This window comes from Burkholderia pulmonis (assembly GCF_984667975.1).
The window spans coordinates 2,958,843-2,984,542 of sequence record NZ_OZ480187.1; the positions used below are offsets into that span (position 1 = coordinate 2,958,843).

The 25,700-nt window shown below is 66.0% G+C and carries 28 protein-coding genes; 12 read left to right on the plus strand and 16 right to left on the minus strand.

Translation table 11 applies throughout. From position 1 onward, the window contains the following. Positions 1–238: 238 nt before the first annotated feature. The 4 genes from motA (at position 239) to AC5LXK_RS30040 (ending at position 4,230) form a co-directional block, all read left to right on the plus strand. Positions 239–1,108: a flagellar motor stator protein MotA gene (gene motA, locus AC5LXK_RS30025; RefSeq protein ID WP_493392272.1), complete on the plus strand. Its 870-nt coding sequence runs from the start codon at positions 239–241 to the stop codon at positions 1,106–1,108. A gap of 27 nt (positions 1,109–1,135) precedes the next feature. Continuing rightward, on the plus strand, positions 1,136–2,104 hold the full coding sequence (gene motB, locus AC5LXK_RS30030) for a flagellar motor protein MotB (RefSeq protein ID WP_493392273.1): 969 nt from the start codon (positions 1,136–1,138) through the stop codon (positions 2,102–2,104). 119 nt (positions 2,105–2,223) lie between these two features. Beyond that, positions 2,224–2,763 carry a hypothetical protein gene (locus tag AC5LXK_RS30035; protein WP_493392274.1) on the plus strand — a complete coding sequence of 180 codons (540 nt, stop codon included), beginning with the start codon at positions 2,224–2,226 and terminating at the stop codon, positions 2,761–2,763. Positions 2,764–2,883: 120 nt separating this feature from the next. Then, on the plus strand, positions 2,884–4,230 hold the full coding sequence (locus AC5LXK_RS30040) for a DUF2325 domain-containing protein (protein WP_493392275.1): 1,347 nt from the start codon (positions 2,884–2,886) through the stop codon (positions 4,228–4,230). Between the two features lie 17 nt (positions 4,231–4,247). Here AC5LXK_RS30040 and AC5LXK_RS30045 read toward each other — a convergent pair whose 3' ends face one another. The 4 genes from AC5LXK_RS30045 to AC5LXK_RS30060 form a co-directional block, all read right to left on the minus strand. Then, a complete protein-coding gene (locus AC5LXK_RS30045; protein ID WP_493392276.1) occupies positions 4,248–4,571 on the minus strand; it encodes a winged helix-turn-helix domain-containing protein in 324 nt (107 codons plus the stop codon). 120 nt (positions 4,572–4,691) lie between these two features. Then, on the minus strand, positions 4,692–5,183 hold the full coding sequence (locus tag AC5LXK_RS30050; protein ID WP_493392277.1) for a molybdopterin-dependent oxidoreductase: 492 nt from the start codon (positions 5,181–5,183) through the stop codon (positions 4,692–4,694). 141 nt (positions 5,184–5,324) lie between these two features. Continuing rightward, a complete protein-coding gene (locus AC5LXK_RS30055; protein ID WP_493392278.1) occupies positions 5,325–6,092 on the minus strand; it encodes a DeoR/GlpR family DNA-binding transcription regulator in 768 nt (255 codons plus the stop codon). Positions 6,093–6,136: 44 nt separating this feature from the next. Continuing rightward, positions 6,137–6,817 (minus strand): MgtC/SapB family protein, encoded by a 681-nt coding sequence (locus AC5LXK_RS30060; RefSeq protein WP_493392279.1) that lies wholly within the window; start codon positions 6,815–6,817, stop codon positions 6,137–6,139. A gap of 254 nt (positions 6,818–7,071) precedes the next feature. On the opposite strand from AC5LXK_RS30060, the gene AC5LXK_RS30065 reads away from it, so the two are divergent. The 4 genes from AC5LXK_RS30065 to AC5LXK_RS30080 are packed head-to-tail and all read left to right on the plus strand — an operon-like array spanning position 7,072 to position 11,512. Then, the gene (locus AC5LXK_RS30065) at positions 7,072–8,016 is read left to right on the plus strand and encodes a choline ABC transporter substrate-binding protein (protein WP_493392280.1); all 945 of its coding nucleotides are present in this window, start codon (positions 7,072–7,074) and stop codon (positions 8,014–8,016) included. Positions 8,017–8,039: 23 nt separating this feature from the next. Next, entirely contained in the window at positions 8,040–8,720 is a 681-nt protein-coding gene (locus AC5LXK_RS30070; protein ID WP_493392281.1) for an HAD family hydrolase, read from the plus strand. 45 nt (positions 8,721–8,765) lie between these two features. Next, positions 8,766–9,026 (plus strand): hypothetical protein, encoded by a 261-nt coding sequence (locus AC5LXK_RS30075; protein WP_493392282.1) that lies wholly within the window; start codon positions 8,766–8,768, stop codon positions 9,024–9,026. 41 nt (positions 9,027–9,067) lie between these two features. Further along, entirely contained in the window at positions 9,068–11,512 is a 2,445-nt protein-coding gene (locus AC5LXK_RS30080) for a phosphocholine-specific phospholipase C (RefSeq protein ID WP_493392283.1), read from the plus strand. Between the two features lie 75 nt (positions 11,513–11,587). Here AC5LXK_RS30080 and AC5LXK_RS30085 read toward each other — a convergent pair whose 3' ends face one another. After that, on the minus strand, positions 11,588–12,247 hold the full coding sequence (locus AC5LXK_RS30085; protein ID WP_493392284.1) for a M24 family metallopeptidase: 660 nt from the start codon (positions 12,245–12,247) through the stop codon (positions 11,588–11,590). Positions 12,248–12,406: 159 nt separating this feature from the next. Further along, positions 12,407–13,570, minus strand: coding sequence for a porin (locus tag AC5LXK_RS30090; RefSeq protein WP_493392285.1), 1,164 nt, complete (start codon positions 13,568–13,570; stop codon positions 12,407–12,409). 755 nt (positions 13,571–14,325) lie between these two features. Here AC5LXK_RS30090 and AC5LXK_RS30095 point away from each other — a divergent pair. After that, positions 14,326–14,916 (plus strand): GNAT family N-acetyltransferase, encoded by a 591-nt coding sequence (locus tag AC5LXK_RS30095; protein ID WP_493392286.1) that lies wholly within the window; start codon positions 14,326–14,328, stop codon positions 14,914–14,916. 30 nt (positions 14,917–14,946) lie between these two features. Here AC5LXK_RS30095 and tam read toward each other — a convergent pair whose 3' ends face one another. Beyond that, a complete protein-coding gene (tam, locus tag AC5LXK_RS30100; RefSeq protein WP_493392287.1) occupies positions 14,947–15,732 on the minus strand; it encodes a trans-aconitate 2-methyltransferase in 786 nt (261 codons plus the stop codon). A 138-nt stretch (positions 15,733–15,870) separates the two neighbouring features. Between tam and AC5LXK_RS30105 the strand changes: the two genes are divergently transcribed. From AC5LXK_RS30105 to AC5LXK_RS30115, 3 genes are all read left to right on the plus strand, one after another. Further along, positions 15,871–16,767: a LysR family transcriptional regulator gene (locus AC5LXK_RS30105; RefSeq protein WP_493392288.1), complete on the plus strand. Its 897-nt coding sequence runs from the start codon at positions 15,871–15,873 to the stop codon at positions 16,765–16,767. A gap of 140 nt (positions 16,768–16,907) precedes the next feature. Further along, positions 16,908–18,191, plus strand: coding sequence for a cystathionine gamma-synthase family protein (locus AC5LXK_RS30110; RefSeq protein ID WP_493392289.1), 1,284 nt, complete (start codon positions 16,908–16,910; stop codon positions 18,189–18,191). A 190-nt stretch (positions 18,192–18,381) separates the two neighbouring features. Beyond that, on the plus strand, positions 18,382–18,906 hold the full coding sequence (locus AC5LXK_RS30115; RefSeq protein ID WP_493392290.1) for a hypothetical protein: 525 nt from the start codon (positions 18,382–18,384) through the stop codon (positions 18,904–18,906). Between the two features lie 28 nt (positions 18,907–18,934). On the opposite strand, the gene AC5LXK_RS30120 is transcribed toward AC5LXK_RS30115, so the two are convergent. The 9 genes from AC5LXK_RS30120 to AC5LXK_RS30160 form a co-directional block, all read right to left on the minus strand. Beyond that, positions 18,935–19,369 carry a GNAT family N-acetyltransferase gene (locus AC5LXK_RS30120; RefSeq protein WP_493392291.1) on the minus strand — a complete coding sequence of 145 codons (435 nt, stop codon included), beginning with the start codon at positions 19,367–19,369 and terminating at the stop codon, positions 18,935–18,937. Between the two features lie 95 nt (positions 19,370–19,464). Continuing rightward, entirely contained in the window at positions 19,465–20,295 is an 831-nt protein-coding gene (locus AC5LXK_RS30125) for a hypothetical protein (protein ID WP_493392292.1), read from the minus strand. A 187-nt stretch (positions 20,296–20,482) separates the two neighbouring features. Then, positions 20,483–21,322 (minus strand): ABC transporter permease subunit, encoded by an 840-nt coding sequence (locus AC5LXK_RS30130; RefSeq protein WP_493392293.1) that lies wholly within the window; start codon positions 21,320–21,322, stop codon positions 20,483–20,485. Then, complete coding sequence (locus tag AC5LXK_RS30135) at positions 21,319–22,305, minus strand: ABC transporter permease subunit (protein WP_493389652.1); 987 nt, start codon at positions 22,303–22,305, stop codon at positions 21,319–21,321. The genes AC5LXK_RS30130 and AC5LXK_RS30135 overlap by 4 nt, the downstream gene beginning before the upstream one ends. A 10-nt stretch (positions 22,306–22,315) precedes the next feature. Next, positions 22,316–23,416 carry an ABC transporter ATP-binding protein gene (locus tag AC5LXK_RS30140; protein ID WP_493392294.1) on the minus strand — a complete coding sequence of 367 codons (1,101 nt, stop codon included), beginning with the start codon at positions 23,414–23,416 and terminating at the stop codon, positions 22,316–22,318. A gap of 91 nt (positions 23,417–23,507) precedes the next feature. Then, positions 23,508–23,687 carry a hypothetical protein gene (locus AC5LXK_RS30145; protein ID WP_493392295.1) on the minus strand — a complete coding sequence of 60 codons (180 nt, stop codon included), beginning with the start codon at positions 23,685–23,687 and terminating at the stop codon, positions 23,508–23,510. A gap of 254 nt (positions 23,688–23,941) precedes the next feature. Continuing rightward, entirely contained in the window at positions 23,942–24,409 is a 468-nt protein-coding gene (locus tag AC5LXK_RS30150) for a nucleoside deaminase (protein ID WP_493392296.1), read from the minus strand. Between the two features lie 105 nt (positions 24,410–24,514). Further along, a complete protein-coding gene (cynS, locus tag AC5LXK_RS30155) occupies positions 24,515–24,985 on the minus strand; it encodes a cyanase (protein WP_493392297.1) in 471 nt (156 codons plus the stop codon). Positions 24,986–25,021: 36 nt separating this feature from the next. After that, a complete protein-coding gene (locus AC5LXK_RS30160) occupies positions 25,022–25,681 on the minus strand; it encodes a carbonic anhydrase (RefSeq protein ID WP_493392298.1) in 660 nt (219 codons plus the stop codon). Positions 25,682–25,700: the final 19 nt, after the last annotated feature.

Below are 25,700 nucleotides of genomic sequence, written 5' to 3' on the forward strand. Positions count from 1 at the left end.
TCAGCACACGAAAAGCGCGCCGCCCGTGATACACGGAATCACGGGTTCAGTTGCGCGGACCGCTGCCGTTATTGCATCAACACCCGCCGACGGGCAACGCAGCCGGATCGAACCTGCAACGCGATGCGCCACTGCCGTGCGGGAACGATGCGGAACCGGTCATGCCGTCCGGCAAACCCGTCCCGCTCGCATTTTCGATCACAACACGCAGCCGCGCACCAGTCGCAAAGAGGTAACCATGTTTGTCGCAATCGGGTGGATCGTCGTCATCGGGTCGGTGATCGGCAGTTTCGTCGGCGTCGGCGGCCATCTTCCGGCGCTGCTGCAACCGTTCGAGCTGCTATGCATTTTCGGGGCCGCGCTGGGCGCCTTCGTCGTCAGCAATCCGGTCACGACGCTGAAGAAGACGCTCAAGAGCCTGCCGACCTGCTTCAAGGGCGGCGGCTATACGAAGCAGCAATACGTCGAACTGATCGCGCTGCTGTTCGAGCTGCTGCAGAAGGCGCGCAAGGACGGCATGATGGCCCTCGAAGCCGACGTCGATGCGCCCGAGCAGAGCCCGCTGTTCCAGAAATATTCTCATGTACTCGAAGACCATCACCTGCTCGACTTCATCGTCGACTACTTGCGGATGATGTCGAGCGGCAACGTGAACGTGCTGGAAATGCAGGATCTGATGGACGAGGAACTGCACACGCATCATGCGGAAGCATCGGTCGCGGCCAACGCGATCCAGAAGATGGCGGACGGCCTGCCGGCATTCGGCATCGTCGCCGCGGTGATGGGCGTCGTGCACACGATGGGCTCGGTCGGCGCGCCGCCCGCCATGCTCGGCAAGATGATCGCCGGCGCGCTCGTCGGCACGTTCCTCGGCATCCTGCTCGCCTATGGCTTCGTCGGTCCGCTCGCGGATCTGCTCAACGCGAAGGGCCGCGCCGCGGGCAAACCGTTCCATTGCGTGAAGGCTGTACTGCTCGCATCGATGAGCGGCTACGCGCCGTCGGTCGCGGTGGAGTTCGGCCGCAAGGTGCTGTTCACCGCCGATCGCCCGAGCTTCAAGGAGCTCGACGAAGCCGTGCGCGCGACCAAGTCGCCCAAGGCAGCGTAACGGATACGCGAGGACACGGAACACGCCATGGCCGACCATCGCTCCAGTTCGTCGAAGCAGTCCGCAACGCCCTCGCTCGTCGTCGTGCGTCGCAGGAAAGGCGAAGACCATGACGCCCACCACGGCGGCGCGTGGAAAATCGCCTACGCCGATTTCGTCACGGCGATGATGGCGTTCTTCCTGCTGATGTGGCTGCTCGGCTCGGTCTCCAAGTACGACAGGCAGGGGATCGAGGACTACTTCAACACGCCGTTGTCGACGCTCCTGTCCGGCGGAAAGGACGCGGAAGCGCCGCGCCCGAACGTCGTGCAGGGCGGCGGCCGCGACATGTCGGACCCGGCGCCCGCAATCGACAGGAAGACGCCGGCGCCGGCCGATTCGCCCGCGGCGCTCGCCGGCATCGTGGATACGCAAAAGCTGGCACGCCTGAAGGCCACGCTGACCGCGGCGATTGCCCGCAGCCCGTCGCTGCGCGCGTACCAGGACCAGATCCGGATCGCGATCACCAACGAAGGCTTGCGCATCGAGATCGTCGATTCGCTCAAGCGCCCGATGTTCGCATCGGGGAGTGCGCAACCGGAAAGCTATGCGACCGCGATCCTCACGCAGATCGGCGCGGCGCTCGACAAGGTAGAGAACCGCGTATCGATCGCGGGGCATACCGATTCGACACCCTATCCCGACGGCCGCACCGGCTATTCGAACTGGGAGCTGTCCAGCGACCGGGCCAACGCCGCGCGGCGCGCGCTGGTCGCCGGCGGGTTGCAGGAGGACAAACTGCTCCAGGTGCGCGGGCTCGCGGACGTGCTGCCGCTCGACAAGAACGTCGCGGACGAGCCGACCAATCGCCGCATCAGCATCCTCGTGATGAACCATGCCGCCGAGCAGGCGTTCTTTCGCGACGGCGGCCGGACGACCGTCGACGAGACGCCCGGCATCCGGGCGGCCGTCCTGCCGGTTGCAATTACGCGGCAGCACCCGGCGGCGATCGACTGACGGGCACGGCCGTCCAGGCCGTTGGCGGCACCGTGTTTCGCGACACGGTGCCGCCCTTTTTTGCGCATTCGATATATTCCGTAGAATATATCGCTATCCACCCACCCCGGAGAAACACCATGGCCCGCCCGTCGACGGATCGCATCCCGCAGCACAGCGCCCGGGAACGGCCGCTCGCGCGCCGGATCAGCGCGCTCAAGCCGCTGTCGAGCGACGCGCGTGCGCAGCAGGTCACCGATGTCGTCGATGCGTTCCGGCGCCTGCGCGGCAGCATCGCGCGTTTCATCCGGATGTTCTCGGCCGCACACGCCGACGCCATGCCGGACGACGCGCTGTCGGCCATGAGCTTTCGTGAACTGCTGTCGACGCTCGAACACGAAGCCCGCACCGCACGCTTCGCGCGGCTGTCCGATCTCGAACGCGCGATCGGCCACGCGCGCCGCCTCGAACGTACGCGCGACGACGTGTTTTCCGACTCGTTCAGCAACGATCCGGCCGCAATGCGCAACGCGGTTACCGCACTGGAACGCGTCGACGTGCTGTTCGTCGGGCTGTGCGTCGAATCCGTGATGGCGCGCCATGCACCGGCATCGCTCCCCGTTTCGGCCGCAATCCCTGCCGTCCTGCCGCAAAACGACGATTCGACGGTGCCCTGCTGAGCGCGGCAACCGGCCGCGCCCGGTGGTTTCCCCCGAATTTCACCCGCTATATTCCGTGGTATATTTCGCGAATCTTTCGCGCATCCGTCTCCGGCATGATCGTGCCGGATAGAGGTCAACATGCACGCTCCGCCCTTTCGCCTTGCCCGCACGGCGGATCTCACGTCGCCGGGCGGCAATCCTCCCGCGGCCGCCGGCGCGCGGATCGACGCGTGCTGCGCGCCGTCCCGCGCACAGCAGGCCGAGCTGAAGCGCCGCACGCGCCTGTCCGAACTCGATGCCAACCTGCACTGCTCGATCATCGGCACCTGCCTGACCACGCACGAGCTGCGCAAGCTGGTGCCGAAGTTCGCCGATCTCGACCGCCAGCACGCGACCGATCTCGACATCCATCACGCGGCCGTCGAGCTCGCGATCGGCGGCGCGGCCGGCGCCAAGGCGTTGCACAAGGCGCTCGACGAGCGCTACGCCGGGGCGATACGCGCGTTCGACAGCGCGAAGGACGCCGACGAACTCCTCGCACGCTGGAAGGACGCACTCAAGAGCGGCGACATCCCGCCCGCGTACTGGGCGCTGATGACGCATCCGCGCACGACGATGGGCGTGCGCCAGGCCGCGTTCGGCGACCTGCACATGCTGTCGCACCTGGTCGGCGCGGCCAATCGCGCCGATATCCGGCGGCTGGTCGCGCTGGAAGAAGAGAATGCGGAACTGCACGCGAAGATCGAGCGGCAGCAGGCGCGCCTGCACGAGATGAGCACGCAGCGAGATGCAGCGCTGCAGGAACTGGAAGCGCTCCACGCGCGCCAGAATGCCCAGCCGCTGGCCGCCGAAAGCGTGTTGCGAGACGAAGTGCATGAACTGCGCGAAGCACTGGCCGCACGCGACGAGCGGCTTGCGCTGCACACGAGCCGCCGCGAGGCGGCCGAGCAGCGGATCGCCGCGGAACAGGCGAGCGCCCGCGCGATGCGCACACGGCTCGACGACCTGATGGCGATGGTGAAGACGCTGCGCGCGGAAGCGAGCGCGATCGAGCAGGCGGTGCAGGCGTCAACCGACGATCCGGCCGACCCGGCGACGGATTCGCTGTCGATGCTCCAGGGCAGGCGCCTCGTGTATGTGGGCGGGCGGCCCGGCTCGAACCGGGTGATCCGGCGGATCGTCGAAACGGCGGGCGGGGACATGACGCTGCACGACGGCGGCATCGAGGATCGCAAGGGCCTGCTGGCCGCGGCGCTGCCGGGCGCGCACATGGTCGTGTTCCCGGTCGACTGCATCGACCACGATTCGATGAACCTGCTCAAGCGCATTTGCGAGCGCCATCACATCGCGTACTACCCGCTGCGGACCGCCAGCGTGGCCAGCTTCGTCGAACTGATCGGGCGGCTCGATGCGCAGGCCCGCGACGTCATCGCGCCGGATGCCGCCGCGAGCGATACGTCACGCTTCTGCCTGCGGCACGGGTAATCGGGCGACAGCGCTGCTCAGCGGCGCACCATTTTCGTGAGCGAGGCGATCTCTTCAGCGCAGGCCGCATACGCGCGTTCTTCGATCCCGCGATAGAGGCGGATGATCTCCTCGCCGACCGGCGTCAGCACGCTGCCGCCGCCGCTCTGCCCGCCATGTTCGGACACCGTCGCCGGCGATTTCAGCGAACGGTTCAGTTCGTCCATCAGCAGCCATGCACGCCGGTACGACATTTTCAGGCTGCGCGCCGCCGCCGAGATCGAACCGTGCTCGCGCACCGCTTCGAGCAGCGCGACCTTGCCCGGGCCGAGCGCGATCGTGTCGGCCTGCTGGATACGCATTCTGAACCGCACCTCAGGCTTGGGGTGTGCCGAAGTCTTCATGTTGTCCGCCGAGTGATCGATGCGGGCAAGCATACACGATGGCCGGCGCGGCGAACGCCGGCGGCACACGCGCCGCGTTCAGAGCTCGAGCACGCGCGCGACGATGCCGGCCAGCCGCTTCACGTGGCGCGGCGCGGGCAACAGGTCGGCGCCCGAGAACAGCAGCGGCGCACCGTCGTCGATCGACAGCGGCGCGTCGCCGCATTCGAACGCGACGATCACGTGTTCGCCGACGGGCGTGTTGAACAGCTCGTGCCACGAAAACGTGACCGCATAGCCGTCGTGCGCATGCGCGATGAACACCATGCGCTTGAAGTCGCCGGGCGCGTCGTTGCGCAGGCCGGCCGCGTCGAGCAGGTCCTTCAGCCGCGCACCGCGATACGGCGCGACCGAGCGGATGAAGCGATTCGTCGTGAAGCAGCGCAGGTCGAACGGCGCGGCCGTCGCGCTCGCGTGCCGGCGCAGATCGTCGAGCGTCACCGTCATCGGCCGCTCGAACGCGCCCGTCAGCGCGATCGCGCCTGCCGCCGCCTGATGCGCCGAAGGCGCCGCCGTCCCTGCCATTTCCATCGCCCGCCTCCGTGACGGCCCGCCGGTGGGCGCGCCTGCGTTGTATCGACGGATATATTACGCCGGGAAAAAGCCGACAGGCAGAATGCGCGCCGCATGAGCGGTATACGAGCGGCCGATCGTGCCCCGCGCCAGCCGGCGCTATGAAAGCACGATGTTCCGGATCACCTTCTTGATGCTCTTGTAGCTGGCGACCGATTCCGCCTTCTGGTCGGTCACCAGCGTGCCGATGCGTGCCGGCTCGCAGAAGCCGATCCGGCTGTTCGCGCCGAGCTTGCTGAAATCGGCCAGGATCGCGACCTCCGCCGCGTTGCCGACCATCGCGCGCGCCACCTCGGTTTCCATCCGGTCGTAGTTCGTCGCGCCGCGCACGTGGTCGACGCCGACCGGCGACAGCAGCGCGAGATCGGCGCGATAGCGAAAGATTTCGGCAATCGTGCCGTCGCCGACCGTCGCGGCCGCGCGGCTGCCGATCATCCCGCCCAGCAGGATCGTTTCGTTCCTGGTCTGCCCCGGATCGCCCGAGCGCATCTTCAGCGCTACGTCGATCGAGTTCGTGACGATCGTGAGGCCCGACAGCCTCGCCAGTTCCTCGGCCAGCAGCGTGGTGGTCGTACCGGCGTCGATGAACAGCGTCTGCGAGCCCGTGACCAGCCGCGCCGCCGCGCGGGCGATCGCCAGCTTCGCCTTCACGTGCGTCTGCGCGCGCTCGGCGATCGGCGCTTCGTCGCCCACCTGCACCGCGCCGCCATGCACGCGCTTCAGCTCACCGAGCGCCTCGAGGTCGACGAGATCGCGCCGCACCGTTTCCCTCGACACGTTCAGGTCTGCCATGATCCGGTCGGTGGAAACGCGCTGCGTCTTCGATAACAGAAGCCGGATCCTCTGGTATCGCTCTTCTTGCCACATGAAATGTCCTCGGAAATGTCTGTCAATATTATTCGAACGACCGTCTACCCAGCACTTTCTTCCATCTTTTTGATCCCGACGAGGGTCTGCAGGGATTGACGGACCAACTGGAACTCGCTGCTCGTCATCTTCGAAAACACCACGTGGATGCGGTCGTCGTCGGGCGTCGCGTCGTCCTGCTCGATGATGAACTGGACGATCCGCGCCTGATCGATGCCGGGCATCGCCTGCAGCGACGTCAGCTTCACGGCGCCGCGGCTCGCGAGGATCCGCACGCCCCAGCGCTGCCGTGCGGCGAAGAAGCGCTTCTCGATCGGCTTCAACCCGGCCAGGATCGCCAGCACGATCGCCGTCGCGGCGATCGCGGCCACGTACATCCCGCCGCCCACGGCCAGCCCGACCGCCGCGACGACCCACAGGCTCGCCGCCGTCGTCAGCCCGCGGATGATCTCGCCGCGCAGCATGATCGACCCTGCACCGAGAAAGCCGATACCCGACACCACCTGCGCGGCGACCCGCGACGGATCCAGCGACACGTTCTTCGCGTCCTGGATATCCGCGAAGCCGAACGCCGACACGACCATCACGAGCGCCGCGCCCACCGCGACCAGCATGTGCGTGCGCAACCCGGCCGCCCACGACAACCGCTCGCGCTCGATGCCGACGATGCTGCCGAGCAAGGCTGCCAGCAACAGGCGGGCAATGATTTCCATTTGACTGATCATTGAGGTCTCCTCTTTCTTTCGATCCGCTTGATGAAGCGCCTGTCCCGGCCGCCCCGACTTGTCCTGATTTCATCCCGCTGCCGTCACATCCGGCAGGTTGTATTTTTGTGCGATCTTGCGATTTTGTGCGTTCTAATATACGGTACGCAAAACGACAAAGCCAGACCCAAGTTCGTTTGTTTCATCCGATCCACACGATCAATCGTCAGACCAATCAGGCAACACGATCCGAAACACTTGCTTAGGATACCAACATGATCAAGAAGGCATGGATGCTGGCCGCAACGCTGCTGGCGGCACTGGTAACGGCCCCCGTTCACGCGTCCGAGGGCGACGTCTGCAAGAAGGTGACGCTCGGCGACGTCGGCTGGAGCGACATCGCGGCCACCACCGGCGTCGCGATGATGCTGCTGGACGGGCTCGGCTACGAGGCGACCAAGACGATCGCGTCGCCGCCGATCGTGCTGGCCGGCGTGAAGAAGGCGCAGATCGATGCGTTCCTCGGCTACTGGGATCCGAGCATGACGCCGACGGTGAAGCCGTTCGTCGATGCCGGCGCCGTTCACCTGCTGCCGCAACCGAACCTGGTCGGCGCGCGCTACACGCTGGCCGTGCCGCAGTACGCATCCGACAAGGGGCTCAAGAGCTTTGCCGACATCGCGAAGTTCCGCGATCAGCTCGACGGCAAGATCTACGGGATCGGCGCCGGCAACAACGGCAATGCGCTGATCCAGCGGATGATCGACAAGAACGAGTTCGGGCTCGGCGGCTTCAAGCTGGTCGAATCGAGCGAAGCCGGGATGCTCGTGCAGGTGACGCGCGCGGTGCAGGAACACCGGATGATCGTGTTCCTCGCGTGGGAGCCGCATCCGATGAACATCAACTTCAAGATCACCTATCTCGACGGCGGCGACACCGTGTTCGGCGCGAATTACGGATCGGCGAAGGTCTACACGCTCGTTACGCCCGGCTATCTCGAACGCTGCCCGAACGTCGGCCGGCTGCTGACCAACCTGAAATTCACGACCGACGAAGAGAACCAGCTGATGGTGCCGATCATGAATCACGCCGATCCGGTCGCGGTCGCGAAGGAATGGGCGAAGAAGAACCCCGGCGTGCTGTCGAAGTGGCTCGACGGCGTCACGACCATCGACGGGAAGAATGCGAAGGACGCGATCGAGAAGCTCATCGGCGCGTAAATACGTCACACAAGGAACGACCCATGCACAAGAATCTCGCGCTGTTCGACCTCGACCATACGCTGTTGCCGCTCGACAGCGACCAGGCCTGGAGCCGCTTCATCACGCGGGTGGGCTGGCGGGAAGACGACGCGCATACGGCGCTGATCGACGAGCACTACGGCCACTACGCGGCCGGCACGCTCGACATGGACGCGTATCTCGCCGTGACGCTCGCGCCGCTCACGCGCTATCCGCGCAAGCTGCTCGAAAGCTGGCACGCGCAGTTCATGGACGAGGTGATCCGGCCGGCCATCACGCCGCAGGCGCGCGCGCTGGTCGACCGGCATCGCGAGAGCGGCGACCTGTGCTGCATCGTGACGGCGACCAACGTCTTCGTCACGCGACCGATCGCGGCCGAGTTCGGCATCGAGCACCTGCTCGGCATCGAACTCGCGACCGACGACGGTACGCCCGACGGAGAGTTCACCGGCCGCAGCATGGGCGTGCCGAGCTTCCGCGAAGGCAAGATCGTGCGTACGACCGAGTGGCTCGAATCACTCGGCTATGCACCGTCCGATTTCGAACGAACCTACTTCTACAGCGATTCGATCAACGACGTGCCGCTGCTCGACTACGTCACGCATCCGGTCGCGACCAATCCCGACTCTAGGCTGTCCCAGATGGCCGGCACGCGCGGCTGGCCTGTCATGAAGTTGTTCTGATTCGGGCGATATTCTCTGCTGTCCATTTTCATGTCTGGAGGGGAAATGAAATACGGAGCACGCAGTAACCAAGCCAATCAATCAGGAATCCGATTCGAATCGGATCACCAGAACGTCGTACCGCCCCGCCATGCGGAAAACCGCATTCCGCACTGGCGCGGCATTTTCATGATCGCACTCCTGTGCACGCTGGCCGCCTGCGGCGACGGCGATTCGGGCCCGGCGGGCACCGTCGCCGCCGCACAGGCGTCGGCACCGGGATCGGCATCCGCGCCGGTCATTCACTGTGCCAGCGAGTGTCACTGACCGGCGCAAGCCCAACCTGCCATCCAGGACAGAGAGCGATCATGCAAAACAAACCCACGACACGACGTCAGTTCCTCGCCGATGCGCTGAAACTCGCGGGCGCCACCGCGGTGACGGGCATGCTGCCCGAAAGCATCCTGCGCGCGCAATCGATCCGGGCCGCGACCGTCACCGGCACCATTCAGGACGTGCAGCACGTCGTCATCCTGATGCAGGAGAACCGGTCGTTCGACCACTATCTCGGCACGCTGCAAGGCGCGCGCGGCTTCGGCGATCCGCGGCCGGTCGTGATTTCCAGCGGCTATCCGGTCTGGCGCCAGCCGTCGGCGCTGTCCTACGTGTTTCCGTTCAACCCGTCGCCGCCCGTTTCCGGCGTCGCGAACGGCGACACATACTACGGCGACCTCGATCACAGCTGGAGCACCACACACAGCGCGTGGAACAACGGCCGCTACGACAACTGGGTCGCGGCTAAGACCAGCGGCACGATGTACTACTTCACGCAGAACGACATCCCGTTCTATTACGCGCTGGCGAGCGCATTCACCGTGTGCGACGACTACCACTGCTCGATGCTCGGCCCGACGGATCCGAACCGGCTGTATCTGTGGACCGGCTGCTGCGGCAACGTCGCCGGCTATTCGCCGTACACGGACAACACGATGACCGGCACCGGCTGGACCACGATGCCGGAGCGGCTGAACACGGCCGGCGTCACGTGGAAGTTCTACCAGGACAAGGGCAACGGGGTGGATGCCGCCCACCAGTACGGCTATGCCACCAGCAGCGGCAGCGAACTCTGGTGGAACGGCAACTACGGCGACAACGTCATCCTGAACTTCAACCAGTACCAGAACCTCGGCGCAACCGATCCGCTTGCGCCGGCGCTCAACGGCACGCAGATCTCGCCGACCGGCAGCGGCACCGAGTACGACACGAACCTGTTCAGCCAGTTGCGTGCCGACGTCGCGAACGGGACGCTCCCGCAGGTATCGTGGATCGCCGCTCCCTACGCGTATTGCGAACACCCGTCGTGGGCCGCGAGCGGCGGCGAATGGTACGTGAGCAACGTCCTCAATGCGCTGACCTCGAATCCGGCGGTGTGGGCCAGCACGGTGCTGCTCGTGATGTACGACGAGAACGACGGCCTGTTCGACCACGTGCCGCCGGCCGTCCCCGCGAGCACGGCCGCCGGCACCGGCCAGTCGACGGTGTCCACGGCGGCGGAATTCGTCGCCAGCAGCGGCAGCGCATCGGACGGCTCGGCAAGCGGCGACGTGCCGATCGGGCTCGGCCCGCGCGTGCCGATGTTCGTGATCTCGCCGTGGTCGAAGGGCGGCAAGGTCAACTCGCAGGTCTTCGATCACACGTCGGTGATCCGCTTCCTGGAAGCGCGCTTCGGGCTGCAGGAAACCAACATCACGGCGTGGCGCCGTAGCGTGTGCGGCGACCTGACGTCGGCTTTCGATTTCACGAATGCCGACCAGACGCTTCCGGCGATTCCGGCCGCAGTCAGCAACATGAACCCGAACGGTTCGACGGTCGCGATTCCCGCGGCGACCACCACGGCGGTCCCGTCACAAACGGCCGGACGCAACACCGCGTGCCGGTTGCCGTACGAGTTCTTCGTGCAGGGCCGGGTCAACCGGTCGGGCCAGACGCTCGCGCTGACGATGACGAATACCGGCACGGCCGGCGTGCATCTGCAGGCATGGGTGGACGGCACGAGCACGACGCCGCGGCAATACACGATCGGCGCCGGCACGGGGACGTGCGTCACGGATTCGCTCGCGCTGAATTCGGGCGGCTACGACTATTCGGTCTACGGCCCGAACGGCTTCCTGCAGACGTTCCGCGGCAACATCGGCGCGTCGGGAAACGCGGGTTCGACGGCCGAAATCACCCTGTGCTACGACGTGCAGAACGCCAACGTGCAGATCACGCTCGACAACTCCGCCGGCTCGAGCGCAACGACATTCCAGCTCGTCGACAACGCATACGGGATGAACACCGCGCAATCGGTCAGCGTGCCGGCCGGCGCGACGCAGGCCGTCACGTGGTACGGCGACGCCGGCTGGTACGACGCAAGCATCCGCGACGCGAACGATCCGAACTTCCTGCGCCGCATCGCCGGCTGTGTCCAGGCGCAATCGGGCACGGTGCTGACGGATTCGGCGATCGGCAATACGAACGGGAAGTTCGTCCCGGTGCTGGCGTCGCAGGGGCCGTCGTACGGCACGCTGCGGTTCGACTACGTCGTGCCGCCGTGGCGCCACAGCCCGAAGAACTGGGTGGGCATCTATCCGCGCGGCGCGCAGCCGACCAAGGGGGGCTACCAGTCGTGGGCGTACCTGCCCAAAAGCACCGGCTCGCTGCTGTTCTCGTCGACCGCGAGCAGCTCGCTGGCATCGGGCCAGTACGACGCGTGGCTGCTGTTCGACGATGGCTACACGCCGCTCGCCGGCCCCATCGCGATCAGCATCTGAGGTCGCGGCGGTTGCACCGTCGTTCCAACGTCCCGGCCGGCGCGCATGCGTGACGCGCGCCGCCGGGCGTCACGCCTATACGAGCAGGTCTTCGTAGAACGCGCCGAACGGCCGCGTCGGGTGAGCGATCTGGATTTCGAGGATCCACAGCCCGGCGGCCGGCGCGGCATCGAAATCGCCGAGATTGCCGGCCTTGTAGATCGCGTGCGGGAAATCGCTGACACGATGGCCCTTGATGTCGACGTTCAACCGGAAGCCGTGCGCATCCGCGCGCTGCGCCGCGAATTCGTACAGCGCGATGCCCGCGCAGCCGGTGGTCCGCCAGTGATGCTCGACTTCGCCGTAGATGATGCCCGCCGCACGCGCACAGGCATGCATGTCCGGATCGTCACCGCACTCGAACGTCGCGCCCGCGTCGCCCTCGTGCCGTGCCCAGACGGCGCCGAGATCGATGAAGAAAATGTCGTCGTCGGCAAGGACGGGGTCCGCCACCGAGCGCTCCTTGAACGTGCGCAGCGTGTTTTCGCCGAAGCGCACGAGGACCGGATGCCAGATCCGGTCCATGCCGAGATCCTTCAGCACGCTCATCCCCAGCGCGTTGGCCTCCGATTCCCGCATGCCGGGCCGGACGCCCTTGGCGATCGCGTCGACGGCCTGCCAGGTCATGGTTCTTGCGTGCTGCATCGCGTCGAGCGAAAAGGCTTCGCCGACGGCTTCGCGTTGCGTCGAATTCAAGATGATGCTCCGTGCAGTGAATGTGGGTCGGGTCAATCGTCGCTTCGTTATGCACAGGAGAATATATCGATTTGCCAACCGGCGCTGTGTTGCGTTTCGTCGCGCGCCACAGCAAAACGGGCGCCCCGACGGGGCGCCCGTTCCCGGGTCATGCGTCGATCAGAACTTGTGACGCAGGCCGATCCGCGAGACGAACTGCGTGTTCGCGCCCGCGTTGCCGATGAACGACCCCGACGAGCCGATCTCGGCCTGCACCGGCGTCGCGCGGCCGTTGATCGTGTTGCTGCCCGATGCCTTCTGGTAGGCCGCGCTCACGTATACGTCCGTGCGTTTCGACAGCGCATAGTCGACTGCGGCGTTGACCTGGTGCCACTTGCCGTCGAAGCGGCCGTCGAGCTTCGAGAACGTATAGCCCAGGCCGCCGCTCAACGCCGGCGTAAACGCATAGCGGCCGCCGATTTCATAATTGTTCAGCTTCGACGATTCGCCCGACAGCGGCGTGAACTTCGTATGCGTCCAGTTCGCCCACACGAGGCCCGCCGCGATCGCGTAACGCGCACCGACACCGACCGTCTCGAGATCGCGCAGCCCGAGCGTGTTGATGTTCGCGATGCTCACGCCGAATGCCGGCGTCGCGCCGTTCGGGAAGCGGATGTTCGTGTACGCGGCGCCGATGCCGAACGGCCCTTGCGCGTAGTTCGCGCCGAAGCTGTACGCGCTCGACGAACCCTGCGAACCGTTCGTGCCGGTCGTCGTCGGCGTACCCGCGAACTGCGTCGAGTTCGAGAAGCCGTACATCGCACCGAACGTGAGGCCCGCGAAGTTCGCGCTCTGGAACTTCACCGCGTTGTTGATGCGGCTCGACGTCAGCTGGTCGAGATCGTTGATGTGATACGCGTAGTTGCCGGCCGGCGTCTGGCTGCCCATCGTGTAGTTCGCGCCGATGTAGTCGGTCGAGAACGAGTACTGGCGGCCGAACGTCAGCGAGCCGATCCCGTTCTTCGACAGGCCGACGAACGCCTGCCGGCCGAACATCGCGCCGCCCTGGCCGATCGTGCCGTCGCCGCTGCTGAAACCGTTCTCCAGCACGAACAGCGCCTTCAGCCCGCCGCCGAGATCCTCGGTGCCGCGAATGCCCCAGCGGCTGCCCGATGCCACGCCGTCACCGTACTTGACGAGCTTGCCGTGGCCGCCCGGCGTCGCGACCTTGTTCGAATACGTGATACCGGCGTCGATCAGCCCGTAGAGCGTGACGCTGCTTTGCGCGTGTGCGGCGGTGCCGAACATCCCGAGTGCGGCCGCGGCCACGATGGTCTTTTTCATGCTGTTTCCTTTTGTTGTAGGCGCGCGCCTGCATCGCTGCGAAACGCGCGGCGAGTTGACGAAAAACGTATGACGGACGGGCGCAAGCCTGCGGACCGACGGAACGCCGGACACGCCGACACCTCATGCGTGCGCACGAAGTTCCGTTTCGATGCCGATGTGGGCTTGCTGAAGCGGCATGCCACAGGGCGGCCGCTCGTGTTGCGGCGTCGGGAAGCGCGCGCACCGGATGCGCATGCCATGACGACGCCTTGCTCCGGCGATGCAGGTCAGAATCTCTTCCGGCTTTCGTGGAGCGGGTGGACGGCGTGACACCTGACGGCATCACGACCTTCGATATATATTTCGAAATATATCGAGTTGTCACCAAACGGTAAACAATTATTCGGGTTCCTGTCGTCTTTCATCCACAGGCGATCGGTATCGAGCCGGGGGCAGCGTGCGGCGCGTGCGGGTATTCATCAGACGGGCGACCGAATCTGGGCAGCGCCGAAATCCAGCATAATCAGGCGGTTGAACGCGCACCCCGGCCGGACGCGCACCCGTCGCAAACGTGTGCGACGCCGCCCGGTTCGCGGCTGACCGCGTTCGGCCGTCGCCAACGCGACCGGTCTGTGCCGGTTTCGCGCGCGGCGAACTGTGCAGGTGCAAAAACGAAGAACGGAAGACGATGCGATCCGGCGCAGGTCAAGGCGCCGGCGATCGCGTCGCTAACCAGACCACACGCCATCCCGCCGAAGACAGGACACCGACATATGGACCGAGCCGAACACATCAGCATCGAACCGGCGAACGCGCTTGCCGCCGACGAACTGGACGGATGCGATTTCTCGTTCGACATCGCATGGGAATTGAACGCGCCGTATCAGGACTTGCTCGACCTTCGCGCGCTGCCGGTGCAACGCAAGGACTACGGCTTCGATCCGGCCGGCTGGGCGGGCGAAGCGTCGGGCAGAACGGCGCTCTTTCGCGCGACGGCGGGCGAGCGGCTTGCCGGGTTCGTCGCGATCGAGGAGAGCTGGAACGGGATGGCCGAGATCGCGGAACTGGCCGTCGACCGCCACTGCCGGCGCCAGGGCATCGGGCAGTTCCTGCTGGCGGCCGCGGAAGCCTGGGCGCGCAGCCACGGGTTCGGCTTCATACGGCTGGAAACGCAGGCGAACAACGTCGCGGCCTGCTCGACGTACGCGCGCGCTGGCTTCGCGCTCGGCGGCCACGACCGCTTCCTGTACGCCGATGGCGAGAACGCCGGCGAAGTCGCCCTCTTCTGGTACAAGGACCTGCGCGACGGGCAGACCGCGCGCAGCCGCACGGTCGACCCGGCATCGGTGCAGCCGGTGCGCTGACGCACCGCCGCCCGTCACGTCATGGCCGCGTTACTTCCGGGTCGCGACGATGAACAGGCGCGGGAACGGCAGCAGCACGGTGCCGTCGTCTTGCGCCGGATAGCCGTTCGGCCCGGCGATCGCATCGCGATAGCGCGCGACGAATGCGCGCTGTTCGGCGTCGTCGAGCGCGGCGAGGAACGGCCGCAGCGCGCTGCCCTTGAACCATTCGACGACCGCGTCCGCGCCGCCGCGCAGCGGATGGTAGTAGGTCGTGCGCCATACGTCTACGCGCGAACACAGCGGCGACAGCAGCGCGTAGTAGTACCGTGCATCGAACCGCTCGGTGCGCGCCGCCCCCTTCAGCTTGTCTGCCCACGGCCCGGCCGCGGCGACTTCGCGCATCAGCCGGTGCGCCGGTTCGTCGAGGTTGTCGGGCATCTGCACCGCCAGATGGCCGCCCGGCGCAAGCCGGCCGACGAGCGACGGGAACAGCGTGTCGTGCGCCGGCACCCATTGCAGCACCGCGTTCGACAGGATCAGGTCGTAGCCGCCCGGATCGTCCCACGTGGCGACATCCGCGATATCGAAACGCAAGGCGGGCAGGCGCTTGCGGGCGGCCGCGATCATGTCCGCCGACGCGTCGATCCCGTGGATCGTCGCGTCCGGCGCGCGGGCAATCAGCGCTTCCGTCGAATTGCCGGGCCCGCAGCCGATGTCGATCGCGGTATGGATCGGCGTCTTCGGCACGGCGGCCAGCAGGTCGCGCACCGGCCGCGTGCGTTCGTCCTCGAACTGCACGTACTGGTTCGCGTATTGATCGAGTGGGGTCGTCATGATGGTTCTCCTTGTCGGCGTGGGCAGCTGCGGCGCATCCTGATACGGACTGCGACGAGCCGCCGATGCAGCGCATTCTGCGACGACCGCCAACCTTCAGTAAAATGAATTTAATATCGTGATTGATTCAAAATTCTGATGAAGATCGATACGCTCGGTGTCCAGGCTTTCGTCGCCATTGCCGACGGCGGCAGCTTCAGGCAGGCAGCCGACACGCTGCACGTCACGCAAACGGCGATCACGCAGCGGCTGCGCAAGCTCGAATCGTATCTCGGCGTTGCGCTGGTCGAGCGCACGACGCGCCGCACCACGCTGACCGAGATCGGCCGGCGCTTCCTGCCGCAGGCGCGCCGGCTGCTGAACGAGCTGTCGGACGCGCTGACCGAAATCCGCGAGACGGGCCTGAGCCAGCGCGGCGACGTCACGATCGCGTGCGTGCCGACGGTCGGCGTGCAGTACCTGCCGCGCATCCTGCGCGCGTTCTCCGGGCACCGGCCGCACGACCGCGTGAAGATCCTCGATCACGCATCGGCGTCGGTGCTGCAGGCCGTGCTGCGACGCGAGGCCGAATTCGGCATCAGTATCGCCGGCGACCAGCACCCCGAACTCGTCAACGTGCCGCTCACGCACGACCCCTATGTGCTCGTGTGCCGCGACGATCATCCGCTCGCGAAGCGGCGGCGCATCCGCTGGGCGGCGCTGCAGCCGCATCCGCTGATCTTCGCCGGTGAAGTGAGCGGCAATCGCGGGCTGCTCGAAGGCGCACTGAAGACAAGCGGCGTGTCGCTGCATTCATTCTACGAAGTACAGCGCAGCTCGACGGCGCTCGGGCTCGTCGCGGAAGGGCTCGGCGCGGCCGTCGTGCCGAAGCTCGCGATCCAGAAGAATGCGTATCCGATGATCCGCACGATCGAGCTCGTCGAGCCGTCGGTGTCGCGCACGCTCGTGCTCGTCACGCGCAAGAGCGCGCAACTGTCGCCGGCCGCCCGTGCGCTGTACGACATGATCGTCGAGCGGGCGACACCCTGTCCATAGTGTCAGTAGCGCGTCACGCAGCAGCGCCTTAGGGTTAGTATCGGCACATGCGGCCGCCACGAACGGCGCCTACCCGGCGCTGCACGCGTGATGCCGCCGCTGCAACGGCCGTTCCTCACCACCCCTGCACGGAGCACTGCATGGCCTATCGCAACTACCACAAGCGCAAGATTGCAGACCGGGAACTCCATCCCGAAACCCAGATGATGTCGTACGGCTACGATCCGTTCCTGTCGGAAGGATCGGTGAAGCCGCCCGTGTTCCTCACGTCGACGTTCGCGTTCCGCACGGCCGAGGACGGCGCCGAGTTCTTCGACGTCGTGGCCGGGCGCAAGCCGCTGCCGGAAGGCGAAGGCGCGGGCCTCGTCTACAGCCGCTTCAATCACCCGAACCTGGAGATCGTCGAGGATCGCCTCGCACTGCTCGACGATTCAGAAGCCGCCGTCGTCACGTCGAGCGGCATGTCCGCGATCGCGGCGATCCTGCTGACGTTCCTGCGGCCGGGCGACTGTGTCGTCCAGTCGGTGCCGCTGTACGGCGGCACCGAGACGCTGATCTCGAAGTTCCTGCCCGAGTGGGGCATTCGCTCCGAAGCGATTGCCGACGGGCTGTCCACCGGTGCGATCCGCGCCGCGCTCGAAGCCGCCGCGCAAAAGGGCAACGTGCGGATGTGCTACATCGAGACGCCCGCCAACCCGACCAACGCGCTGTTCGACCTCGACGGGCTGCGCCGCGAGATCGACGCGTTCGAGGCGCGCCACGGCTATCGGCCGCTGTCGGTCTGCGACAACACGCTGCTCGGGCCGCTGTACCAGAAGCCGTCGCGGCACGGCATCGACCTGAGCGTGTACTCGCTGACGAAATACATCGGCGGGCACAGCGACCTCGTCGCCGGCGGCGTCACCGGCAACCGCGACCTGATCACGAAGATCCGCTCGCTCCGCAGCACGCTCGGCTCGCAGCTCGACCCGCATTCGTCGTGGATGATCACGCGCTCGATGGAAACGCTCGTGCTGCGCATGCAGCAGGCGGCGCGCAGCGGCAGCGCGGTCGCCCGCTGGCTCGCCGGCAATCCGCATCGTCCGGTGCGCGTGCTGCATCCCGAGTTCATCGACGATCTGGCCTACCAGGCCGTCTATCAACGCCAGTGCAGCGGGCCCGGCTCGACGTTCGCCTTCATCCTCGACGGCGGCCGCGAGCAGGCGTTCCGCTTCATCAACCACCTGACGCTCTTCAAGTCGGCCGTCAGTCTCGGCGGCACGGAATCGCTGATCTGCCATCCGGCATCGACCACGCACTCGGGCGTGCCGGCCGATGCGCGCGCCGCGGCAGGCGTATCGGAAGGATTGATTCGCGTATCGGTCGGGCTCGAACATCCGGACGACCTGATCGCCGATCTGTCGTACGCGCTGGAGCATTGCTGATTCAGGTAGCGTGTGCCCCGTCGCCGTTCGCACGGGGCACCGGCCGGTGCGGCAGGCTGGCGGCCGTGCCTGCCGCACCGGGATGCCGGCATTCCAGCACCGTCATCGTGTCTGCAAAAGGACATGCACCATGGACATCGCACGGCATCGATACCGGATCACCGATCTGCAGAACGCGTGGCTCGCGACGATGACGATCGCGCAGGGGATCGACGCGGCCGGCGGGCAGTCCGTCCAATACTGCACGGGCCGCGTGACTGTCGAGTTCGAATACCTGGACGCGTCATCCGGATCGCCCACGCCAGCCACGAAATTCCCGCTCGACGCGAAGTGGTTTCCCGAACATCCATCGCCCGTACCGTCGTTCACGATGCGCATCGGCGACTTCATCCTGCCACCGGAATTGTGCCGGCGCGGCATCGGCACACTGTGCTGGTCGGAGATATATCGAACGTTTCCCCTTCCGCCCGGCTTCTCGCTCATCCTCAGCGGCGGGCTCAGCGACAAGGATGCGACGATGACCGGCACGATCCTCGGAAAGGCACAAACGATCGACAACATTGCTCGCCGCGATTCGTTCTGGCAACGCATGCTGGATCCGGCAACGCTGACGTTCGAATCCGACGAGCAAGGCGAAGGGTTTTTCCGGGGCCGGTTCGTGGATCCGGCCGGTCATCTCGGCTATATCCCGAAGGCGATCGCCACGAGAATCTGACCGCGCGCCGCGAACCGGTTGAACCGGTTTACAGCGCCTTCACCATGAATACGCGCGACGTTCCTTCCGGCTCGCACGGCACTTCGCCGAATGCTTCGTAACCCTGCTTCCGGTAGAAGTCCGGCGCCTGGAACGAGATCGTGTAGAGCACCGCGCGTGCGCACCCGCGCCGCTTCGCTTCCGTTTCGGCCTCGCGCAGCAGCCGGCTGCCGAATCCGCCGCCGCGCAGCGACTCGGGCAGGTAGAACAGGTCGATGAAGAAGAGGCCGAGCGACGTCCGGCCGGTGAGGCCGCCCAATACCTCGCCGGTCGCGGGATCCGTCACGTAGACGTCGAGCGCGGCAGCATCGGTGCGCCCCGTCATCGCATGGTTGAATTCGCCGAGCTTGCGGCTGATGAAGTCTCGGGCCGCCGGCTGCTCGGTGTCGGTCAGTCGAAGGATCACGTCGGAATGGGCTGTCATCGGAAGCACGCTTGTGTGAAAGGGACGTCGGGGGTGCCGCACCGTGAGCGGGCAGCGCACAACCATCGCGCATCGCCCGCTGCGTGGAGACCGTGCTATTCGCGCGCGATATCGCGCGCCATGTGGAATTCCCACGCATTGTTCGGCCACATCGGGAATCCGAATCCCGGCACCGAAGGCACCGTCGCGAATCGCGACGGCTGTGCGGCCTTGCAGGTGGCATCGTCGCCGTAGCCGACCAGCTCGGTCACGAGCGCCCCCGCGTTCTTCAGCGACTCGTCGGCCGAACCATCGACCATCGAAGGTTCGAACCCGCTCTGCACATTCGCGCGCAGGACGACCCGTCCGACCGACGGCGCATACCACGACACTTCCCTGCTGTAACCGGACACCGTGCACTCCGGCTTGTCGCAATGCATGCCCATGTCGCGCAGCGTCGCATCGGTAGTACCGGGATCGCTCTTGGTCCACGACGTGGTGCGCACGATCACGAACGTGTCGTACGTGCCCGCGCCAACCTGCCGCTTCTCCGTACCGATCACCTCGCTCGACGCAACGGCCTTGTAGCGGTAGTGCCACGCCCAGCCGCGGCCGATGCTCGCGGTCACGGTTTCGTCGAAACGGTCCTCCCACTGCTTGCCCTGCTTCAGCGGAAACACGAGCAGCCTGCGCTCGCCGTGGCGCGCCGGATTCGGCGTCGTATAGGTCGGGATGTCCTCGTCGATCTTCACCGGCGCGGCGGCCGGCCCGACGTCATAGCTCGCGATGCCGTCATGCACGGCCTTGAGCGTCATCGGCGTCATGCGGCCCTCGCCGATGCTGTAGCACCACGTCGTGCCGACGGCCGGCAGTGTCCGGGCGTCGGCGTCCGATGCGGCGGCGGCCCATTGCCCGTGGCTCATCGCGGCGACGGCAATGCCGATCATCGGCGCCATTCTTCTTGTCAGGTGGCAGTACATGGCAGGATCGCATGTCGTGGAATTGTCTGACATGATGCCAGCAAAGCACGCGGCACACGACCGTCCGGCGACGCTGCCCCGCAAGCGCTCGACTCACGCAAACGGCGGGCCCGCTGCACCCGCCGTCGCTTTCGTCACGCCGTCACGCGTGCGCTCACGCCATCGCGAACGCCGCCTTCAAGTCAGCCATGCGGCGTCGTTCCCGCGCGATCATCATCCGGTTCACGACGATCACGCCGATCGTCACGGCCGTGATGAACAGCGTCGCCAGCGCGTTCATCTCCGGGTTCAGCCCCAGCCGCACGCGCGAGAACACCACCAGCGGCAGCGTCGTCGACCCCGGCCCCGACAGGAACGCCGACAGCACCAGGTCGTCGATCGACAGCGTGAACGACAGCAGCCACCCCGACAGCAGCGCCTGCGAGATCAGCGGCAGCGTCACCACGAAGAACACCTTCAGCGGCGTCGCACCCAGATCCAGCGCGGCCTCCTCCAGCGATTTGTTCATCTCCTTCACGCGCGACTGCACGATGATCGCCACGTACGACACGCACAACATCACGTGACCGATCCAGATCGTCACCATCCCGCGACCCTTCGGCCACCCGAACATCTGCTCCAGCGCCACGAACAGCAGCAGCAGCGAGATGCCCTGGATCACCTCCGGAATCACCAGCGGCGCGTTGATCATCCCCGTGTACAGCGTGAAGCCCCGGAAGCGGCCGAAGCGCGCGAGCACGAAGCCCGCCCACGTGCCGATCACCACCGACGCGGTGGCCGTCAGCAGGCCGATCTTCAGCGACAGCCACGCGGCCGTCAGCAACTCGTCGTCCTGCAGCAGCGCCGCATACCACTTCAGCGAGAAGCCCGACCACACCGTCACCAGCTTCGACTCGTTGAACGAGTACACGATCAGGCTGATGATCGGGATGTACAGGAACAGGAAGCCGAAGGCGAGAACGCCCGTCGACAGCGGTTTGCTCGGCTTGATCATTTCGCGTCCTCCAGTTCCTTGACCTGGTAGTACTGGAACAGCGCCATCGGCACCAGCAGCAGCATCACCATCGCGACCGTCACCGCGGACGCCATCGGCCAGTCCATGTTGTTGAAGAATTCATCCCACATCACGCGGCCGATCATCAGCGTGTCGGCCCCGCCGAGCAGCTCCGGAATCACGTACTCGCCCACCGCCGGGATGAACACCAGCAGGCTGCCGGCGATGATCCCGTTCTTCGACAGCGGCAGCGTGATGCGCGTGAACGCGACCCACGGCTTCGCCCCGAGGTCGTATGCGGCTTCGAGCAGCGTCAGGTCCATCTTCACGAGGTGCGCGTACAGCGGCATCACCATGAACGGCAGGTACGAATAGACCATCCCGATGTAGACGCCCGCATCGCTGTGATAGAGGCGCAGCGGCGTGTGGATGATGCCGAGCGCGATCAGCGTGTGGTTCAGCAGGCCGTCGTCCTTCAGGATGCCGATCCAGGCGTACACGCGGATCAGGAACGAGGTCCAGAACGGCAGCATCACGGCCATCATCAGCACGTTGCGGCGGTTCGGTTCCGAGCGCGCGATGTAGTACGCCATCGGGTACCCGATCAGCAGGCACAGCACCGTCGACACGGCGGCCATCTTCAGCGAGCTGAGGTAGGTCGCGATGTACAGGTCGTCCTGCAGCAGGAACGCGTAGTGCGACAGCTGCAGCGCGAAGTGCACGACGCCGTCCTTGAACTCGACGAGCGACGTGTACGGCGGGATGCCCATCACCTGGTCGGCGAAGCTGATCTTCAGCACCAGCACGAACGGCAGCGCGAAGAACACGGCGAGCCACAGGAACGGCACGCCGATCGCGACGCTGCGGCCCGACGGCAGGAAGCGCGACAGCACGGCGAAGCGGCCCGGGCGCGACCGGCCGGCGCCGGCGCTCGCGGCGCCGGTCGACACCGGCGTGGAGGGCGTGGAAGCGGAGGTTCTCATCGTGTCGTCCTCATTGCGTCAGCACGACGCCGCTGGCGGGCGACCACGACACGAACACGTCGTCGTTCCACGCCGGCGCATCGTCGCTCATCAGGTGCGAGCTCGACAGGTTCGACACGACCGTCTTGCCGCTCGGCAGGCGCACGTGGTACAGCGAGTAGCTGCCCATGTACGCGATGTCGGTCACCACGCCGCGCGCCCAGTTGTGTTTCGAGCCCGGCTTCTCGCGCGACACGTGCACGCGCTCCGGGCGCACCGAGATGCCGACCGGCATGCCGAGCGGGCCGGTGATGCCGTGGCTCACGTGCATGCGTGCTTCGAGGTCGTCGCTCTCGACGAAGATGTGATCGGGTTCGTCCTCGACCACGCGGCCCTCGAACAGGTTGGTCGAGCCGATGAACTCGGCGGAGAAGCGGCTGTTCGGAAACTCGTACACCTCGCCCGGCGCGCCGATCTGCACGATCTTGCCTTCGCTCATCACCGCGAGGCGGCTGGCCATCGTCATCGCCTCTTCCTGGTCGTGCGTGACCATCACGCAGGTCACGTCGACCTTCTCGATGATGTTCACGAGTTCGAGCTGGGTCTTCTGGCGGATCTTCTTGTCGAGCGCGGACATCGGCTCGTCGAGCAGCAGCAGCTTCGGGCGCTTGACCAGCGAGCGGGCCAGCGCGACGCGCTGCTGCTGGCCGCCGGAGAGCTGGTGCGGCTTGCGCTTCGTGTACTTGCTCATCTGCACGAGCGCGAGCGCATCGGCCACGCGCTCCCTGATCTCGTTCTTCGGCGTGCCTTCCTGCTTCAGGCCGAACGCGACGTTCGATTCGACCGTCATGTGCGGGAACAGCGCGTAGGACTGGAACATCATGTTCACCGGGCGGCGGTACGGCGGCAGCGACGCGAGATCCTCGCCGTCGACGAAGATCTTGCCGGAGGTGGCCGTCTCGAGCCCGGCGAGCATGCGCAGCAGCGTCGACTTGCCGCAGCCGGAGCTGCCGAGCAGCGCGAACAGCTCGTTCTTCGCGATCGTCAGGTTCACGTTGTCGACGGCCGTGCTGTCGCCGAATTTCTTCACGACGTTCTCGATTCGGACGAATGCGTCGTTCGGCTTGAGCATGTCCGTCGTCGCGCGATGCAATGCATCAGGGTTACTGAATGAATCCCGTTTCATGATGGTCCGTATTGGGCAGGTAGGCGAAACTCGGGCGTCAGGCGCGACCGGTCGACCGGTCGCGCAGCGTCGGTGGAGCGGAATCGAACGATTCCTCGTCCGGAACGCAAGGCGCAACGAAGAACGGGCGGGGGACAGGCACGGCGATCCGCGGCAATCCGCGTCGCCCGGCATCGGCCGGCGCACTGGCTGTCATGATCATTTCATCGGTTTTCATCGGGCTTTCCGCACGTTTCCGTCGTCTCCAGGGCGAATTTTTAAACGTGTCAAAAACCTTTTGGATCGCGGATTTCCGTTCCGGACATTGAGCGGAATCGATGTATGGGGAGGTGGGAAAACGGGGCACGCCACGAACGCGTGCTGCAGTGCGGGCGCCCGGCGGCACGGGCGCCGCCGGGCGAATCGGATGGGTGGGGAAAACGAGCAGCCGGGGAGGCTGCCACGCGCGGCTCGGGCGCCGCGCGGGTTACGTCACTTCGCGTTCAGTTCCTTCCAGCGCCGGTACACGTCGATCGCGCCGCTGTGCTTCTGCTGCACCATCGGCAGCCGGCGTTCCTCGATCGGCTTCGCAAATTCGGCATAGAACGTGTCGAGTTCGAAGTACTTGCGGTCGTCGCGGTAGAACGGCGCGTAATCCTCGCGCGTCGTGATGTAGATCACGCGCTTCGGGCTGCAGTAGTACAGCGAGCCGAGGCACATCGGGCACGGGCTCGCGAGGATGTAGATCTCGCAGTCGGTCAGGTGTTCGGTGCCGAGCTTGCGGCATGCGTCGCGCACCGCGAGGATCTCCGCGTGCGCGGTCGGGTCGCTGGTCTGCGCGACGAGGTTCGGACTCTGAGCGACGATCTCGCCGTCGCGAACGATCACCGTCGCGAACGGGCGGCCGCCCTCTTCCACGTTCTTCATCGCGAGATCGATCGTGCGTTTCACAAAATCCATGACTGTGTCCTCGTTGAAACGGAATGGCGGGAACGCGCGCCGGCCGATGGCCGGCGCACGTCGGGCGAACCGGTGCGGCACCGCCGCTGCGGCACCGCGCGGGCGTCAGAACGGCTTGGTCGGCAGGTACTTGCCGTCGAGCGTGATCACCGCGCGCGAACCGCCTTCGGGATCGTCGACCTTCTTCACGTCGAGCCGGAAATTGATCGCGCTGATGATGCCGTCGCCGAACTTCTCGTGGACGAGCGCCTTCAGCGTCGTGCCGTACACCTGCAGCATTTCGTAGAAGCGGTAGATCGTCGGATCGGTCGGCACGCGATCGTCGATGCTGCCGCGCAGCGGGATCGTCTGCAGCAACAGCACCGCATCGTCGTCGAGGCCGAGCTTGTCGGCGACGACGCGCGCCGCATCGGCCGGCAGCGCATGCTGGCCGAGCAGCGCGGCCGTGACGAACGCTTCGCTCAGGCCCGTGCCTTCGGTGAGCTGCGCGAACGACAGGTCTTTACGCGCCTTCGCGAGGACGACGGTTTCCGCAAGTGCGTGGCGGGCAGTCTGGCTGTGCTGGGACTGGATCATGACAATTCCTCGTAGTGGGGTGGGAGCAATCCGGATTCAGGCCGCGACCGGAAGCGTCGCGGGAGTGGCGCGGACACCGGGATGGTCCGCGAGGGACACGAACCGGCCGGTCGCGCCGTCATGGGCGTCGATGCAGCCCGATTCGATGTCGTAGACCCAGCCGTGCAGCGCAAGTCGCCCTTCTTCGAGCGCGAGCCGCACGGCGGGGTGCGTCTTCAGGTTGGCCAGTTGCGCGACGACGTTCTCGCGCACCATCGAGTCGATCCGATCGCGTTCGCTGTGATGCGTACGCGCCTCGTTCACGACGCGCGCCGAATCGGCATAGCGCAGCCAGTGGCCAACGGCCGGCATGTGGTCCATGCACTGGCACGTCGCGATCGCGGTCATCGCGCCGCAATCGGAATGCCCGCAGATCACGACGTCGGTCACGCGCAGCGCGGCGACCGCATATTCGACCGACGCCGACACGCCGCCCGGCTCGGGGCCGTACGACGGCACGATGTTGCCGGCATTGCGGATCACGAACAGGTCACCCGGTTCGCGCTGCGTGACGAGTTCGGGTACGAGGCGGCTGTCCGAGCACGAAATGAACAGCGCCCGCGGGTTCTGGCTTCGGGCGAGATCGCGGAACAGCGCGGCGCGTTCCGGATAGGCGTCGCGCTGGAACTTCAGGAAGCCTTCAATGATGTCCTTCATCGCGTGTTCTCCGGTGCAG

What these genes read in the sequence shown, in the direction of transcription:
- AC5LXK_RS30080 (WP_493392283.1), top strand. Translation starts at nt 9,068, where the DNA reads ATGCAAAACAAACCCACGACACGACGTCAGTTCCTCGCCGATGCGCTG.
- AC5LXK_RS30095 (WP_493392286.1), top strand. Translation starts at nt 14,326, where the DNA reads ATGGACCGAGCCGAACACATCAGCATCGAACCGGCGAACGCGCTTGCC.
- AC5LXK_RS30130 (WP_493392293.1), bottom strand. Translation starts at nt 21,322, where the DNA reads ATGATCAAGCCGAGCAAACCGCTGTCGACGGGCGTTCTCGCCTTCGGC.
- AC5LXK_RS30065 (WP_493392280.1), top strand. Translation starts at nt 7,072, where the DNA reads ATGATCAAGAAGGCATGGATGCTGGCCGCAACGCTGCTGGCGGCACTG.
- AC5LXK_RS30070 (WP_493392281.1), top strand. Translation starts at nt 8,040, where the DNA reads ATGCACAAGAATCTCGCGCTGTTCGACCTCGACCATACGCTGTTGCCG.
- cynS (WP_493392297.1), bottom strand. Translation starts at nt 24,985, where the DNA reads ATGATCCAGTCCCAGCACAGCCAGACTGCCCGCCACGCACTTGCGGAA.
- AC5LXK_RS30075 (WP_493392282.1), top strand. Translation starts at nt 8,766, where the DNA reads ATGAAATACGGAGCACGCAGTAACCAAGCCAATCAATCAGGAATCCGA.
- AC5LXK_RS30060 (WP_493392279.1), bottom strand. Translation starts at nt 6,817, where the DNA reads ATGATCAGTCAAATGGAAATCATTGCCCGCCTGTTGCTGGCAGCCTTG.
- AC5LXK_RS30105 (WP_493392288.1), top strand. Translation starts at nt 15,871, where the DNA reads ATGAAGATCGATACGCTCGGTGTCCAGGCTTTCGTCGCCATTGCCGAC.
- AC5LXK_RS30090 (WP_493392285.1), bottom strand. Translation starts at nt 13,570, where the DNA reads ATGAAAAAGACCATCGTGGCCGCGGCCGCACTCGGGATGTTCGGCACC.
- AC5LXK_RS30135 (WP_493389652.1), bottom strand. Translation starts at nt 22,305, where the DNA reads ATGAGAACCTCCGCTTCCACGCCCTCCACGCCGGTGTCGACCGGCGCC.
- AC5LXK_RS30160 (WP_493392298.1), bottom strand. Translation starts at nt 25,681, where the DNA reads ATGAAGGACATCATTGAAGGCTTCCTGAAGTTCCAGCGCGACGCCTAT.
- AC5LXK_RS30120 (WP_493392291.1), bottom strand. Translation starts at nt 19,369, where the DNA reads ATGACAGCCCATTCCGACGTGATCCTTCGACTGACCGACACCGAGCAG.
- AC5LXK_RS30050 (WP_493392277.1), bottom strand. Translation starts at nt 5,183, where the DNA reads ATGGAAATGGCAGGGACGGCGGCGCCTTCGGCGCATCAGGCGGCGGCA.
- AC5LXK_RS30140 (WP_493392294.1), bottom strand. Translation starts at nt 23,416, where the DNA reads ATGCTCAAGCCGAACGACGCATTCGTCCGAATCGAGAACGTCGTGAAG.
- motA (WP_493392272.1), top strand. Translation starts at nt 239, where the DNA reads ATGTTTGTCGCAATCGGGTGGATCGTCGTCATCGGGTCGGTGATCGGC.
- AC5LXK_RS30125 (WP_493392292.1), bottom strand. Translation starts at nt 20,295, where the DNA reads ATGATCGGCATTGCCGTCGCCGCGATGAGCCACGGGCAATGGGCCGCC.
- AC5LXK_RS30150 (WP_493392296.1), bottom strand. Translation starts at nt 24,409, where the DNA reads ATGGATTTTGTGAAACGCACGATCGATCTCGCGATGAAGAACGTGGAA.
- AC5LXK_RS30115 (WP_493392290.1), top strand. Translation starts at nt 18,382, where the DNA reads ATGACGATCGCGCAGGGGATCGACGCGGCCGGCGGGCAGTCCGTCCAA.
- tam (WP_493392287.1), bottom strand. Translation starts at nt 15,732, where the DNA reads ATGACGACCCCACTCGATCAATACGCGAACCAGTACGTGCAGTTCGAG.
- AC5LXK_RS30055 (WP_493392278.1), bottom strand. Translation starts at nt 6,092, where the DNA reads ATGTGGCAAGAAGAGCGATACCAGAGGATCCGGCTTCTGTTATCGAAG.
- AC5LXK_RS30035 (WP_493392274.1), top strand. Translation starts at nt 2,224, where the DNA reads ATGGCCCGCCCGTCGACGGATCGCATCCCGCAGCACAGCGCCCGGGAA.
- AC5LXK_RS30110 (WP_493392289.1), top strand. Translation starts at nt 16,908, where the DNA reads ATGGCCTATCGCAACTACCACAAGCGCAAGATTGCAGACCGGGAACTC.
- AC5LXK_RS30145 (WP_493392295.1), bottom strand. Translation starts at nt 23,687, where the DNA reads ATGAAAACCGATGAAATGATCATGACAGCCAGTGCGCCGGCCGATGCC.
- AC5LXK_RS30040 (WP_493392275.1), top strand. Translation starts at nt 2,884, where the DNA reads ATGCACGCTCCGCCCTTTCGCCTTGCCCGCACGGCGGATCTCACGTCG.
- motB (WP_493392273.1), top strand. Translation starts at nt 1,136, where the DNA reads ATGGCCGACCATCGCTCCAGTTCGTCGAAGCAGTCCGCAACGCCCTCG.
- AC5LXK_RS30045 (WP_493392276.1), bottom strand. Translation starts at nt 4,571, where the DNA reads ATGCGTATCCAGCAGGCCGACACGATCGCGCTCGGCCCGGGCAAGGTC.